This is a genomic window from Janthinobacterium sp. EB271-G4-7A, assembly GCF_020858075.1.
GTDB lineage: Bacteria > Pseudomonadota > Gammaproteobacteria > Burkholderiales > Burkholderiaceae_D > Janthinobacterium > Janthinobacterium lividum.
The window spans coordinates 891057-906155 of record NZ_JACYMI010000001.1 but is presented as its reverse complement, the minus strand read 5'-3'; the positions used below and the strand labels follow the sequence as shown (position 1 = coordinate 906155).

10 protein-coding genes are annotated in these 15099 nt (G+C 63.2%); 2 read left to right on the top strand and 8 right to left on the bottom strand.

Going from position 1 to position 15099, the window contains the following annotated elements:
- Positions 1–88: 88 nt before the first annotated feature.
- Complete coding sequence (locus IGS58_RS04150; protein ID WP_230520731.1) at positions 89–688, bottom strand: short chain dehydrogenase; 600 nt, start codon at positions 686–688, stop codon at positions 89–91.
- 111 nt (positions 689–799) lie between these two features.
- Between IGS58_RS04150 and IGS58_RS04145 the strand changes: the two genes are divergently transcribed.
- The gene (locus tag IGS58_RS04145; protein ID WP_230520730.1) at positions 800–1717 is read left to right on the top strand and encodes a LysR family transcriptional regulator; all 918 of its coding nucleotides are present in this window, start codon (positions 800–802) and stop codon (positions 1715–1717) included.
- Between the two features lie 9 nt (positions 1718–1726).
- Here the strand turns inward: IGS58_RS04145 and IGS58_RS04140 are convergent, their stop codons facing one another.
- From IGS58_RS04140 to IGS58_RS04130, 3 genes are read right to left on the bottom strand one after another with little or no spacing between them, the layout of a single operon-like run.
- Positions 1727–3205: an efflux transporter outer membrane subunit gene (locus tag IGS58_RS04140; protein ID WP_230520729.1), complete on the bottom strand. Its 1479-nt coding sequence runs from the start codon at positions 3203–3205 to the stop codon at positions 1727–1729.
- 40 nt (positions 3206–3245) lie between these two features.
- On the bottom strand, positions 3246–4844 hold the full coding sequence (locus tag IGS58_RS04135) for a DHA2 family efflux MFS transporter permease subunit (protein WP_034786566.1): 1599 nt from the start codon (positions 4842–4844) through the stop codon (positions 3246–3248).
- Positions 4845–4850: 6 nt separating this feature from the next.
- A complete protein-coding gene (locus tag IGS58_RS04130) occupies positions 4851–6044 on the bottom strand; it encodes an HlyD family secretion protein (RefSeq protein WP_034786565.1) in 1194 nt (397 codons plus the stop codon).
- A 144-nt stretch (positions 6045–6188) separates the two neighbouring features.
- Here IGS58_RS04130 and IGS58_RS04125 point away from each other — a divergent pair, with 144 nt between their 5' ends.
- On the top strand, positions 6189–6905 hold the full coding sequence (locus IGS58_RS04125; protein ID WP_034786564.1) for a TetR/AcrR family transcriptional regulator: 717 nt from the start codon (positions 6189–6191) through the stop codon (positions 6903–6905).
- A gap of 23 nt (positions 6906–6928) precedes the next feature.
- Here the strand turns inward: IGS58_RS04125 and IGS58_RS04120 are convergent, their stop codons facing one another.
- The 4 genes from IGS58_RS04120 to aceE form a co-directional block, all read right to left on the bottom strand.
- Positions 6929–8098 carry a hypothetical protein gene (locus tag IGS58_RS04120; protein ID WP_230520728.1) on the bottom strand — a complete coding sequence of 390 codons (1170 nt, stop codon included), beginning with the start codon at positions 8096–8098 and terminating at the stop codon, positions 6929–6931.
- Positions 8099–8353: 255 nt separating this feature from the next.
- On the bottom strand, positions 8354–10138 hold the full coding sequence (gene lpdA / locus IGS58_RS04115; RefSeq protein WP_070281363.1) for a dihydrolipoyl dehydrogenase: 1785 nt from the start codon (positions 10136–10138) through the stop codon (positions 8354–8356).
- Positions 10139–10148: 10 nt separating this feature from the next.
- Positions 10149–11816 carry a dihydrolipoyllysine-residue acetyltransferase gene (gene aceF, locus IGS58_RS04110; RefSeq protein WP_230520727.1) on the bottom strand — a complete coding sequence of 556 codons (1668 nt, stop codon included), beginning with the start codon at positions 11814–11816 and terminating at the stop codon, positions 10149–10151.
- A 94-nt stretch (positions 11817–11910) separates the two neighbouring features.
- On the bottom strand, positions 11911–14607 hold the full coding sequence (gene aceE, locus IGS58_RS04105) for a pyruvate dehydrogenase (acetyl-transferring), homodimeric type (RefSeq protein WP_034786560.1): 2697 nt from the start codon (positions 14605–14607) through the stop codon (positions 11911–11913).
- Positions 14608–15099 lie beyond the last annotated feature (492 nt).

The following is a 15099-nucleotide window of genomic DNA, read 5'->3' as shown; positions in this document are numbered from 1 at the left end:
GCAAGCAAGCGCCCCGCACCATCACGGCGCGGCCGCTTCCTTGTTCAGCCTGCGATTGTCCCACCTGCCCCATGGCATGGCAAGCGGCTTACCAGACCTTGTACACCTGCCCCGTCTGCGCCCCTTCCACGCTGCGGCTGTAAGCGAGCGCCACGCGGCTGGCGGCGACCGGCTCGAAGCCATAGAAGAAGGGGCCATACGCTTCCAGCGATTCGGCCAGCACCGTGGGGCTGACGACATTGATGCGCACGCCGCGCGGCAACTCGATGGCGGCGCCCCGTACAAAACCTTCCACGGCCGCGTTGGTCATGGTGGCGGCCGTGCCGAAGCGGATCGGCTGCTCGGCCACGATGCCACTCGTGAGGGTGATCGAGCCGCCGTCGTTCAGGTATTCCTGCGCCACCAGCGCCACGTTGACCTGGCCCATCAGCTTGCTGTCCAGGCCCAGCTGGAATTGCTCGGGCGTGAATTCGGCCAGCGGGCCGAAATGCAGCTTGCCGGCCGTGACGACGACGGCATCGACCTTGCCGATGCGCTTGAACAGGGCGCGTACCTGTGCGATGTCGCCCATGTCGGCCTGGTGCGTGCCGCTGCGGCTGCCCACTTCGATGATTTCATGGCGTTGCGCCAGTTGGGCGGCGACGGCCGTGCCGATGGTGCCGCTGGCGCCGATGATAACGATTTTCATGATGCTTCCTAGTCTGGTTGAACGATGGAGCCAGTATGCGCCGCTTACAAAAAGGAATAAATACGCTAGAATTTACAAGATTACTAATCTACAGTTTGCAATCAAGGCGCCATGGATAAATTGCGCAGCATGGAAATTTTTGTCGCCGTCGTCGATGCGGGCAGTTTCACGGCTGCCGCCGAGGCGTTCCAGATCTCGCCCGTGATGGTGGGCAAGCACATCAAATACCTGGAAGAGCGGCTGGGCACGCGGCTGCTGGCGCGCACCACGCGGCGGCAAAGCCTGACGGAAATCGGCCAGCAGTATGTGGAGCAGTGCCGCCAGATTTTGGCCAGCATCCATGCGGCCGAACGGGGCGCGGAAGCCATGCGCACGGCGCCGCGCGGCAAGCTGAAGATCACGGCGCCCGTGTCCTTCGGCAGCGAGTGCATCGCGCCGCTGCTGGCCGACTACCTCGATGCGTATCCGGAAGTGAGCCTGGAATTGAACCTGAACGACAGGACGGTGGACCTGGTGGAAGAAGGATTCGATGCGGCCATCCGCATCGGCAAGCTGGAAGATTCCGCCATGGTGGCGCGCGCGCTGCGGCCGTATGCCATGGTGATCTGCGCCGCGCCCGCCTACCTGACCAGACACGGCACGCCGCGCACGCCGGCCGACCTGGCGCGCCACGAATGCCTGGACTTCATGCAATGGACGCGCCATGTACGCTGGCGCCTGGCCAGGAGCGGCGACGACGATGGCAGCCCCGTGCGCGAGAGCCGCTTCCGCTCGAACAATGGGCAGGCGCTGCGCGTAGCGGCCCTGCACGGCTTCGGCATCGTCATGCAGGCGGAAATCCTGATGGCCGGCGATATCGCCGCCGGCAGGCTGGTGCCGCTGCTGGCCGACTACGTGCCGGCGCCGCGCCCCATGCACCTCGTGTATGCGCGCGACCGCCAGCCCACGCCGAAACTGACGACCTTCATTGATTTTCTGCTGGAACGCTACGGGCCGGCGGCGACACCGCCGCCGGCCACGCTCACGTAACCGGGAAGCTTAGTTCACCTTTGCGGCGGGCGCCGACGCCAGCTTGGCCAGTTCGCCGTCCGGCTGCCAGCCGGCACCTAAAGACCTCGCCACGGCGACGGTCGCCAGCAGGCGCTGGGTCTTGATCTGCGCGGCGGCGCGGTCCGCTGCCAGCGAACTGCGCTGCGCGTCCGTCACGTCCAGGTAGGTCGAGATGCCGCGCTCGTAGCGCGTGCGCGCCACCAGGTAGGCGCGCGCCGCCGCTGCCTGCGACAGGGCCTGGGCGTCGCCCTGCAACTGGCGCTGCTCCACGTCGGACAGCGCATCTTCCACTTCGCGCAAGGCCGTCAGCAGCTTGGTTTCATGGTTCGCCACGGCTTCCGCATAGCGCGCCTTGCTCAAGTCCAGGTTGGCCTGGTTGCGGCCACCGTCGAAGATCGGCAGGGACAGGGCCAGCGGACCAAAGCTGAACTGGCGCGAACCGCCCTGCGCCAGGTCGCGCAGCTTTTCGGAGGCGTAGCCGAAATTGCCCGTCAATTGCAGCGTCGGATAAAACGCGCCTTCGGCCACGCCTACTTGCGCATTCGCCGCGCGCAGGCCCGCCACGCTGGAAACAAGGTCCGGGCGGTGCGCCAGCAGGCTGGCTGGCAGGCCGACAGGGATACCTGGCGGCAGCGGCAAGATGGATGGATCGGCGGCGACCGGCAATTGCAGCGCCGACGGCGGCTTGCCCGTCAGGGTGGCCAGGCTGTTTTCCAGCTGGTTGCGCTGGCGCTTGACTTCATGCAGGTCGGCCTGCGCGTTCGACAGTTCGACTTTCGCGCGCGCCAGGTCCAGCTCATTCGTCAGGCCCGCGTTGAAGCGCGCCTCGACCAGCTGCGCCGATTCGCGGCGCGTATCGAGCGCACCATTCAGTATCGCCATTTCCGCATCGAGGCCGCGCAGCTGCCAGTAGTTGCTGGCCACTTGCGCCGACAGCATCAGCAGCACGCCGTCGCGGTCCGCCTGCGCCGCCAGCGCCTGCGAATCGGCCGCTTCGACCATGCGCTTGACACGCCCCAGCAAGTCGACTTCGTACGACAGCGTGCCACCCACTGAAAAATTGTTGCCGCTGATGGAGCGGTTGCCCAGGGCCAGGCCCTGCGAGGTGTTGGCCGAGGTGCGCGAATTCGAGATGCCCGTGCTGACGTTCACGCTGGGCCCCTGGTTCGCACGCGCCGTGCCGCTTTGCGCCAGCGCCTGCAACAGGCGTTCGCCGGCCGCTTTCACGCTCGGGTTGTCGCGCAGCGCGGCTTGTTCCAGCCGGTTCAGGGTGTCGTCGCCGAACACGTTCCACCATTCGGCCGGCAATTGCGCGGCGTCCGCGCTACCCGCGCCATGGCGGAACGTGGCCGTGTCGATGCCGGCCAGATTGGCGGGCGCCTTGAAATCCTGGCCCACGGTGCCGCAGGCGGCAAGCAGGACGGCCAGCGAGGCGGCTGCGGCGATTTTGGTCATAACTGTGTTCATGATGTGTACCTTCTTGTTCTTGAGGTGTTTGCGTACGCGGTCAATGACCGCCGCCACCGCCACCGGGGGCTTTGAGTTTGTCGGCCAGCCACAGGGGCACGATGCAGGCCAGCAGGATGGCGCCGATCAGGAAGAAGCCGTCGTTATAGGCCATCACATACGCTTCGCGGCGCACGATGCCATCGATCGCCTGCAAGGCCTGGTTGCCGGCCGTGACGGCGTCATAGCCCTTGGCCATGAACGAGGACGTCAACTGGTCGATGCGCAGCTGCGTGGCGCTGGAATAGGCATTGATCGCTTCACCCAGGCGCTGCGAATGGAAGTGCTCGCGGGTGCTCAGGGCCGTGGCCAGCAGGGCGATGCCGATCGAGCCGCCGAGGTTGCGCGTCATGTTGAACAGGCTCGAAGCGGATGCCATGTCCTTCGGCGCGATGCCCTTCATGGCGAAGTTCGACAGGGTCAGCATGACGAAGGGCTGGCCCAGCGCGCGCACCACCTGCGACCACAGCAGCTGGTCGTAGCCGGTGGAAGCGTCCATGTAGGCATTCATCATGCACGAGCCGCCAAACAGCAGCAGGCCGATCGAACACAGGATGCGGTTATCCACCGTCGACGACAGCTTGGCGACGAAGGGCATGATGAACAGCTGCGGCAAGCCCACCCACATGATGACTTCACCGATCTGCATCGGCGAGTAGCCGGCGATCTGGCCCAGGAACAGCGGCAGCAAAAAGGCCGAGCCATACAGGCCCATGCCCGTCACGGCCGACAGCACGGTGGCGACCAGGAAATTGCGCTGGCCGTACAGCGCCAGGTTGACGAACGGTTCGGCGCGCGTGGCGCTGGTGACGACCCAGCCCAGGATTCCCGTCAGGGCCAGCGCGGCAAAGGCGATGATGAAACCCGAGTCGAACCAGTCCTTCGAATTGCCCTCTTCCAGGAAGATGGTCAGGCAACCGAGGCCCAGGGCCATGAAGAAGATGCCCAGCCAGTCGGCCTTCCAGAACAGCTTCAGTTGCAGCGGCTCCTTGTCCAGGCCATAGATCATGCCGACGATCAGCAGCACGCCGGGCACCCAGTTGATGTAGAAGATCGATGGCCAGCCATACAGCTCGGAGAGGTATCCGCCCAGGGTCGGTCCCATGGCCGGCGCCAGGGTCGCCGTCAAGCCAAAGATGGCCATGCCGACGGCGCGCTTCGATGGCGGCAGCTTGAGCATCACCAGGGTAAACGCCATCGGAATCAGGGCGCCGCCGGTGAACCCCTGCAGCATGCGGAAGACGATCATGCTTTCCAGGTTCCAGGCCGCCCCGCACAGGGTGGAGAACAGCAGGAAGAAAGCGGTGGTGCCGATCATGTAGGTACGCAGTCCGAACACGCGCGCCAGCAGCGCGGTGAGGGGAATGACGATGATTTCCGCCACCAGGTAGGCCGTGGAAATCCACGAGCCCTCTTCCTGGGTGGCCGACAGCGAGCCAAGGATATCCTTGAGCGAGGAGTTGGTGATCTGGATGTCGAGCACCGCCATGAAGGCGCCCAGCATGCCGGCGGCGACCGCCAGCCAGGTGCGCCCGGAGACTTTCTCGTCGATCACGGGAAACGCTGGCGGCTTCGCCAGCGTGGTGGAGGGGCTGCTCATGGAAGCTTAGCGGGTGGCAGTCTGGGCAGCGGGAGCGGCGGCGTGGCGCGCAGCCGGCTGCGTTTCAGGCTGGTTCACTTCCACTTCGGCGATCACCGACATGCCCGGCACCAGGCGGCCATTCATGGCCTTGATGTCTTCCGGCTGGAAGACGATTTTCACGGGCACGCGCTGGACGATCTTGGTGAAGTTGCCGGTGGCGTTATCGGCCGGCAGCAGGGCGAATTGCGCGCCCGAAGCAGGCGCGAAGCTGTCCACGGTACCCACCAGTTTCTTGCCCGGCATGGCGTCGATGGTCACGTGCACGCTCTGGCCTCGATGCAGGTCGGCCAGCTGCGTTTCCTTGAAGTTGGCGGTGACCCAGACGTTGTCCTGCACGATGGCCGTCAGTTGCTGGCCCGGCTGCACGCGCATGCCCGTTTCCACGTTGCGCTTGCCGATGCGGCCGGCGACGGGGGCCAGGATGCGGTTGTATTGCAGCTGTTGTTCCGCGTCCTTCAATTGCACGCGCAGCACGGCCACTTGTGCCTTGGCCACGTCGCGCGCAGCTTGCGCCGCGCCAATCTGCGCCTTGGCGGCCGAAGCGCTGTCGCGGCGGGCAGCCAGGTCGGCCACGGCGCTCGAGCGGGCCGCGTTGGCCGCGTCGAGTTCCGCTTTTGATACGGCTTTCATCTGGCTCGTGTACAGCTGGCCATAACGGTCCGCATCCTGTTTTGCGCGCAGCAATTGTGCATCCGCTTGCGCCACTTGCGCCTGGGCGCCGCTGGCTTGCGCCTGCACCTGGGCGATCTGCGCGTCCGCTTGCAGCACTTGCTGTTCGGCACTGGCGATCTGCGCGGCGATCTGCTCGGTTTTCACGCGCTGGTCGAACGGGTCGAGTTCGGCGATCACGTCGCCCTCTTTCACCATTTGATTGTCGTCGATGAAGACCTTGGTGACGACGCCGGAAATGCGCGCCGAGACGGGATGCACGTGGCCGGCTACGTAGGCGTTTTCCGTTTCCACGAAATAGTGGCTGCGGTACCACATGCGGGCGCCAGCGCCCAGGGCGACCAGGACGATCAGGCCGGCGATGATTTTCACGCGGTTGTTAGGTGGTGCGGAGCTGGCGGAAGCGGCGGGCGCGGAAGGTGCGGCAGGGGCCGCGGGTGGGACGGCACTCAGCACCTTGTGCTCTGCCTGGCCTGGCTGGTTGGACATACTTGCTCCGGAAATGAAATGATGTATGTTCATTATTGGGCAAAGAAAAGCCAAAGTCAAGAAATGAAACGATTGCATTTCATTTTAATTTGCACTACAGTGTGAGCCATCACTTACCTTCCACCTTATAAAGAGACCCAGACCATGTCCGATCCCGGCCTCAGCGATACCTTGCCTACCGATAAAGAATCCGACGACGCCCAGGAGCTTTCCTGCTGCGGCAAGCCAGCCGGCCGGCCGCGCGCGGCCGACATGGAAGCGCGCATGGAAAACCTGCTGCACACGGCAGGCTGCCTGTTTCTGGAAAAGGGGTATGGAAAGGTCAGCCTGGAAATGATCGCCCGCGAAGCCCATGTGGCCGTGCGCACGATTTATGTGAAGTTTGGCGGCAAGTCCGGCTTGTTCAATGCCGTGGTGGAATTGCGCCGCGCCGCCTACTTCTCGACCATGCCGGCGCTGGAAACGGATATGCGCCCCCTGCCCACCATCCTGGGCGAGTTCGGCCTGCTGTTCGTGCAACTCGTCACCATGCCGGCGGCCATCCGCCTCAATCGCATGGTGGTGGCGGAAGCGGCCACGCACCCGGAACTGGCGGAAACGTTTTACAAGGTGGGGCCGGGACAGACGCGCGAGATGCTGACCAGGTTTTTCAGCCGCCCCGACATCGCGCCCCTGTTTCGCGCGGAGCTGACGGCCGCCATGCTGTCGCTGCACCTGCTCAATTGCCTGCTGGGCGACCAGATGTCGCGCCTGCTGTTTCCGCCACAGGCACAACCGGATGTGGCGCAATTGCGCGCCAAGGTGGCGGTCAGTCTCGACCTGTTCCTGCGTGGCACCCTGCGCCAGCCGCTGGCGGACTGATGCGGGATGGCTGGCCGGGGAATTCAGCCAGGGCGGCTGCAATCTTCCGGCAGCGCCGCTTCGGCGCGTGCATCGCTCAAGCCCAGCGCCCGCAGGAAAGGCTGGGCCGCCGACGCGCCATCCACACTGAGTGAAGACTCACTTCCATCGTAGCGATCCGGGCCATAGCGCATCAGGTCGAACGAGGTTTCAAAGCGCTGCGCCAGGAAATACGTGCGGAAGTAATCGAAGGAAAACGCCACCTGGCCATCGGTCCGCAACAGCAAGCCATGCGCATACAGCGGCGCCAGCCAATCCCCGGCCGCCATGCTCCAGCCCTTCACGCCACAATAGTCGCTGGCAAAACGCTCCAGTTCCGCCTCGCTGAGGAAGACGGTCTTGGCTTCGAACATCACGAACGCCAGTTCGATCAGGAATTCGCGCGCATCGGCAGCCACGCCGGCGTCCACGCGCTGCCGCACGCCTGCCTTGCCCAGCAAGCCATCGAGATAGGCGCGCTCGCCTGCCAGTTGCGGCAGCAAGGTGGCAAACACATACTCGGCATCCATCTGCCCCGTTTCCTGGCCATTCGGCGTGTACAGCACCGACAGGGCGAAGTTCTTGCTCACGTCATCGAACTCGCGCAGGGACACCGTCCACTGCGTGCCAGCCGCGCCGCCATCGGCCGCGCCCGTGCCAAACTCGAGCACGGCAAACGCCGCCATCTGGCCCTGCGCACTGTACAGGCTGCCGGGATTGCTCTTGAACAGGATGCCCAGCGACTTCATCAGCGAACTGGCATCGCCCGTATGCTGGTGGCCATGGAACACGGCGTGGATATTCTTGTAGTATGCGCGCTGCTCGGCGCTGGCGTGCTCGTCGGCGGAGAAAAAGCTGAAGCCGGCATTGCCCAGCGCCGCAGCCGCGACACCCTGCACGCGGCTGCCCGGCACCAGATAGAAACGCGCGCCGGGCAAGCTGGCCGCCTGCAGCAAGGGGCGCAGGAAGTATTCGTAGACATACACGGGCGTCGTATCGGCACAGGCGTCCAGCGCCACCAGCTGGCCCGTGAAGAAAATCGCATCGATCTTCTTGCCTGCCGCCAGGATAGCAGCCACATCCTGGTACAAGGCATGCAGCATCACGGCTTGCTCTTGCTCATCGGCCCGGCGCAAACGGACATCGGCAATATGAAGGGCGGTAAATTTTTTCATCGTTGCAAAACTCTCTCAGTACAGCGGAATTTGACCGTATCCCACGCTGGCAACATTCCTGGAAAAATCACACGCTTCCGTTGAAGCAAAAGCAAAACATGGTTACAGACCTCCATTCTGCCACTTTTTCCACACGGCAATACTCACCAATTTTCACAAGACACCGCTGCGCCACGTTTTACTATGCCGCAGGTCAAGGGAAATAAAAAAACCGGGAACATGTCCCGGTTTTTCATACTAAAAGTTAACTCTTTATCAGCGCTTGCGCGGCGGCGGCAAGTCCGTGCACACGCCTTCGTACACTTCCGCAGCCATCCCGATCGACTCGCCCAGGGTTGGATGCGGGTGGATGGTCTTGCCGATGTCGGTGCCGTCGCAACCCATTTCGATGGCCAGCGCGATTTCACCGATCATGTCGCCCGCATGCGTGCCGACGATGGTGCCGCCGATGATGCGGTGCGTTTCCGCGTCGAACAGCAGCTTGGTGAAGCCTTCGGCGCGGCCATTGGCCACGGCGCGGCCGGAAGCGGCCCAAGGGAAGTGGCCCTTCTCGACCTTGATGCCCTTGGCTTTCGCTTCGTCTTCCGTGATGCCGGCCCATGCCACTTCCGGATCCGTGTAGGCGACCGACGGGATCACCTTGACGTCGAAGTGCGACTTCTGGCCGGCAGCGGCTTCCGCTGCCACGTGGCCTTCATGCACGGCCTTGTGCGCCAGCATCGGCTGGCCCACCAGGTCGCCGATGGCGAAGATGTTCGGCACGTTGGTGCGCATCTGGCTGTCGACGTTGATGAAGCCGCGGTCCGTCACCTGCACGCCGGCCTTGTCGGCGGCAATCTTCTTGCCGTTCGGGCTGCGGCCCACGGCGACGAGCACCAGGTCGTAGACTTGCGGCGCCGGTGCCGTGGCACCCGCTTCGGCTGCTTCGAACGTGACCTTGATGCCTTCCGGCAGCGCCTCGACGGCCACCGTCTTGGTCTTGGTCATGATGTTGTCGAAGCGCTTCTCGTTGAACTTCTGCCACACCTTGACGGCGTCGCGGTCCGCGCCCTGCATCAGGCCATCCATCATTTCAACCACGTCGATGCGCGCGCCGAAGGTGGAATACACGGTCGCCATTTCCAGGCCGATGATGCCGCCGCCGATGACCAGCATGCGTTTCGGGATCTGGCGCAATTCCAGCGCGCCCGTCGAATCGACGATGCGCGGGTCTTCCGGCACGAATGGCAGCTTCACCACGGACGAACCGGCCGCGATGATGGCTTGCTTGAACTGCACGACTTTTTTCGAACCGTCGCCTGCCGTCACTTCGATATGGTTCGCGGAGAGGAACTGGCCCACGCCAGTGACGACTTGCGTCTTGCGCGCCTTGGCCATGCCGGCCAGGCCGCCCGTCATGTTCTTGATCACGCCTTCCTTGTAAGCGCGGACCTGGTCGATATCGATGGTCGGCTTGGCAAACGTCACGCCCGTGTTCGACATGTGCGCCGTTTCATCGATGACGGAAGCGACGTGCAGCAGCGCCTTCGACGGGATGCAGCCCACGTTCAGGCACACGCCGCCCAGGGTGGCGTAGCGCTCGACGATGACGGTGCTCATGCCCAGGTCGGCCGCGCGGAACGCCGCCGAATAGCCGCCGGGACCGCCGCCCAATACCATCATGTCGACATCGATGTCGACCTGGCCGCTGTAATTGCCGGCCGGGATGGCGGCAACGGCTGCCGGTGCTGCCGCCGGGGCAGCCGCCGGAGCTGCTGCCGCAGGTGCAGGAGCCGCCGCAGGAGCGGCAGCAGCCGCACCTTCAGCTGCTTCCACCACCAGCAGCGCGCTGCCTTCGGCGATCTTGTCGCCGACCTTGACCTTGACTTCCTTGACGACACCCGCGTGGGTCGATGGAATCTCCATGCTGGCCTTGTCCGATTCGACCGTGATCAGGGACTGGTCCACCTTGATGGTGTCGCCGACCTTGACCATCAGTTCGATGACTTCGACTTCCTTGAAGTCGCCGATATTCGGTACTTTTACCTCTACTGTGCTCATCAATCGCTCCTTACAGCAGAATTTTGCGCATGTCGGCCAGGACTTCGCCGAGGTACACGGAGAATCGCGCGCCCATCGCGCCATCGACCACGCGGTGGTCGTAGGACAGCGAGGTGCCCATCATCAGGCGTGGCTGGAAGGCCTTGCCATCCCATACCGGCTTGATCGAGGCTTTCGACAGGCCCAAAATAGCCACTTCCGGCGCATTGACGATAGGCGTGAAGTGCGTGCCGCCGATGCCGCCCAGGGACGAAATCGTGAAGCTGGCGCCCTGCATGTCGGCCGGTTTCAGCTTGCCTTCGCGCGCCTGCAGCGACAATTCCGTCATTTCGCGGGCGATCTGCGAGACCGACTTCTGGTCCGCGCCCTTGATCACCGGTACCACCAGGCCATTCGGCGTGTCGGCCGCGAAGCCGATGTTGTAGTACTGCTTGAGGATCAGGTTTTCGCCCTTGGCGTCGAGCGAAGCGTTAAACGCGGGGAATTTCTTCAGCGCGGCAACGGACGCCTTGATGACGAATGCCAGCATGGTCAGCTTGGCCGCATCCTTGTTCTTCGCATTGGCGGCGTTGGTGTCGACGCGGAACGCTTCCAGGTCCGTCACGTCCGCTTCGTCGAACTGCGTGACGTGCGGGATCATGACCCAGTTGCGGTGCAGGTTCGGACCCGAGATTTTCTTGATGCGCGACAGCGGCAGCAATTCGGTCGTGCCGAACTTGCTGAAGTCCAGCGACGGCCATGGCAGCAGGTCCAGACCCACGCCCGAACCGGCTTTGGCGGCCGGCGCATTTGGCGCGGCGACGGCGCCCGACATCACGCCCTTGACGAAGTTCTGCACGTCTTCCTGGGTGATGCGGCCTTTCGGACCGGAACCGCCCACGCGGGTCAGGTCCACGCCCAGTTCGCGCGCGAACTTGCGGATCGATGGCGACGCGTGCGCCAGCTTGCCGTTGACGGCAGGCGCGGCGGCGGGAGCTGGTGCGGCAGCAGGTGCGGCGGCAGCCACCGGCGCCGAAGCGACGGCGGCCGCTGGTGCGGCGGCAGCTTGCGCGGCAGGTGCAGCAGCGGCAGGAGCAGCGCCGCCCGTCGTTTCCACGACCAGTACCAGCGAACCCTTGGCAACCTTGTCGCCAACCTTGACTTTCAATTCCTTGACGATACCGGCATGGCTCGATGGAATTTCCATGCTGGCCTTGTCCGATTCGACCGTCAGCAGCGACTGGTCGACCTTGATCGCATCGCCCACCTTGACCATCAATTCGATGACTTCGACTTCCTTGAAGTCGCCGATATCGGGCACGGTCACTTCCACCAGCGCAGGCGCGCCGGCAGGGGCGGCAGGTGCAGCGGCGGCGGGGGCGGCTTCAGCGGCAGGTGCTGCAGCGGCAGGTGCCGGTGCAGCGGCAGGCGCGGCCGTAGCGGCCGTAGCGGACGCATCATCCGCCACTTCCAGCAGCAGGACCAGCGAACCTTCGGCGATCTTGTCGCCCACGTTGACTTTCAATTCCTTGACGACACCGGCGTGGCTCGATGGAATTTCCATGCTGGCCTTGTCCGATTCGACCGTGATCAGGGACTGGTCAACCTTGACCGTATCGCCTGGCTTGACCATCAGTTCAATGATCTCGACTTCCTTGAAATCGCCGATATCCGGGACTTTGACTTCCACAATGCTCATAGCTTGCTCCGTTATTTTATTTGTCAGATGGACCCGCACACACGCCAGGGCGGCACTTTCGCGCCGCCCTGGCATCATCGGGTCCGCACAACGATTACTGGGTCACCGGATTCGGTTTGTTCGCGTCGATGCCGTACTTGGCGATCGCCTGCTCCACCACCGACACGTCGATCTTGCCTTCGTCAGCCAGCGATTTGAGCGCGGCCACGGTGACATAATAACGGTTCACTTCGAAGAACTCGCGCAGCTTGGCGCGGCTGTCCGAGCGGCCAAAGCCATCGGTGCCCAGCACTTTATAAGTGCGGCCCTTCGGCATGAAGGCGCGGATCTGTTCTGCAAACGCGCGCATGTAGTCGGTCGTGGCGACGATCGGGCCGTCCGTGTCCTGCATCAGCGACGTCACGTACGGCACGCGCTGCTCTTTCGACGGGTTGACCATGTTCCAGCGTTCCGCATCCTGGCCATCGCGGGCCACCAGGGTCAGCGACGGCGCCGACCACACGTCCGCAGCCACGCCCCAGTCGTTTTGCAACAGCTCGGCGGCGAAGATCGATTCGCGCAGGATGGTGCCGCAACCGATCAGCTGTACGCGCAGCTTGGCGTCAGCCTGGCCTTCCTGCAGCTTGTACATGCCTTTCAGGATGCCTTCTTCCTGGCCTGGCTTGATGCCTGGCTGGGCGTAGTTCTCGTTCATGATCGTGATGTAGTAGAACACATCTTCCTGGTTGGCGATCATGCGGCGCAGGCCGTCCTGGATGATGACGGCGACTTCATGGCTGAAGGTCGGATCGTACGGCATGCAGGTCGGGATGGTCGCGGCGAAGATATGGCTGTGGCCATCTTCGTGCTGCAAGCCTTCGCCGTTCAGGGTCGTACGGCCAGCCGTGCCGCCCATCAGGAAGCCACGGGCGCGCATGTCGGCCGAAGCCCACACCTGGTCGCCGATGCGCTGGAAGCCGAACATCGAGTAGAAGGTGTAGAACGGGATCATGATGCGGTCGTTGGTCGAATACGACGTCGCCGCGGCAATCCACGAGCTCATGCCGCCCGCTTCGTTGATGCCCTCTTGCAGGATCTGGCCAGCCTTGTCTTCGCGGTAGTACATGACCTGGTCTTTGTCGACCGGCTCGTACAACTGGCCTTTCGGGTTGTAGATGCCGATCTGGCGGAACAGGCCTTCCATGCCGAAGGTACGCGACTCATCGACCAGGATAGGCACCACGCGCTGCCCCAGGTTCGGGTCTTTCAGCAGGGTCGAAATGACGCGCACGAACGCTTGCGTGGTCGAGATTTCGCGGCCTTCCGGCGTCGCTTCCAGCACGTTCTTGAAGGCGTCCAGGCCAGGCACCGGCAGGGTTTCTTCCGACTTCTGGCGGCGCTGCGGCAGGTAGCCGCCCAGGGCCTTGCGGCGCTCGTGCAGGTAGACCATTTCCGGCGCGTCGTCGGCCGGCTTGAAGAACGGGATGTCGGCCAGCTTGTCGTCAGGGATAGGCAGCGAGAAGCGGTCGCGCATTTCGCGGATGGCTTCGTCGTCCAGTTTTTTCGTCTGGTGCGCCGTGTTGCGCGCTTCGCCGGACTTGCCCATGCCGTAGCCCTTGATGGTTTTCACCAGCAGGACGGTTGGCTGGCCCTTGTGTTCCTGGGCAATCTTGAATGCCGCGTAGATCTTGTGCGGATCGTGACCGCCACGGGTCAGGCGCCAGATGTCGTCGTCCGTCATGTTGGCAACCATTTCCAGCAGCTTCGGATGCTTGCCGAAGAAGTGCTTGCGCACGTAGGCGCCATCTTTCGCCTTGTAGTTCTGGTATTCGCCGTCGACGGTTTCCATCATGACACGCTGCAGGATGCCTTCCTTGTCCTGTGCCAGCAGGGCGTCCCAGCCCGGGCCCCAAATGACCTTGACGACGTTCCAGCCGGCACCGCGGAATTCGCCTTCCAGCTCCTGGATGATCTTGGTGTTGCCGCGCACAGGGCCGTCCAGGCGCTGCAGGTTGCAGTTGACCACGATGACCAGGTTGTCGAGCATGTCGCGTGCGGCCAGGCCGATCGCGCCCAGCGATTCCGGCTCGTCCATCTCGCCGTCGCCGCAGAAGGCCCAGACCTTGCGGTTGTCGGTCTTGGCGATGCCGCGTGCGTGCAGGTATTTCAGGAAGCGCGCCTGGTAGATCGCCATGTGCGGGCCCAGGCCCATCGACACGGTCGGGAACTGCCAGAAGTCAGGCATCAGCTTCGGATGCGGGTACGAAGACAGGCCCTTGCCGTCGACTTCCTTGCGGAAGTTCAGCATTTGCTCTTCCGTCAAACGTCCTTCGAGGAAGGCGCGCGCGTAGACGCCGGGCGAGGAGTGGCCCTGGATGTACAGCAGGTCGCCGCCGTGGTCGGCCGTTGGCGCGTGCCAGAAATGGTTGAAACCGATGCCCAGCATGTTCGCCAGCGAAGCGAACGAGGACAAGTGGCCGCCCAGGTCGCCGTCGGCGCGGTTGGCCTTGACGACCATGGCCATGGCGTTCCAGCGCATCCACGAGCGCAGGCGCTCTTCGTATTCCAGGTTGCCGGGACAGTGTGCTTCTTGCTTGGTGGGGATGGTATTGACGTAGGCGGTGGTGCTGGAGAACGGAATCTGGGCGCCGCGGCGGCGAGCCAGGTCAACCATGCGCTCCATCAGGTAATGCGCGCGCTCCGGACCTTCATTTTCCAGAACGGCTTCGAGCGCGTCCAGCCACTCCTTGGTTTCCTGCATATCCGGGTCGGTGCCGATCTGTGTCGTTACCTGGTTCAGTTGAGCTGACATCTGTTGAGTCTCCTTTGTGAACGCCCCACCCCGATTTTCCGGATCGCTGTCGGACGGTATTTCGCTGATTATTTACTATTAAGTCGGTTTAGTGTGGGGATTCTAACAGCGTATTTACTATTTTTCAAATTACGATATAGCATTTCACATCATGAAATCACCCTATGAAATTTATGCTGCACTGCCGCAAATTCTGCCCGGAAACTAGGGTGAGCAGAGTGGCAAAAGGAATCAACACCCCAGTCGCCCGCACAGGCTCCCCGGGCCAAGCGGGCCTGAAAAATGTCGAGGGCAAGGCGCAGCGACGCAGACAGTACGCCAGTACGGCAAGGAGCTGCAACGCCGCCATCGGCATTTTCTCAGGCTCGCGTCTCCGGCCCGCTGTTGTTAAGCCTTGCGCTTATAAATGCATAGCGCTGCTTAACTTAGCGGCACTGGCGCCAAAACCGCCCCTTTGCGCCGCCCGGCTTTATAATCTGACTTTTCCCTCCC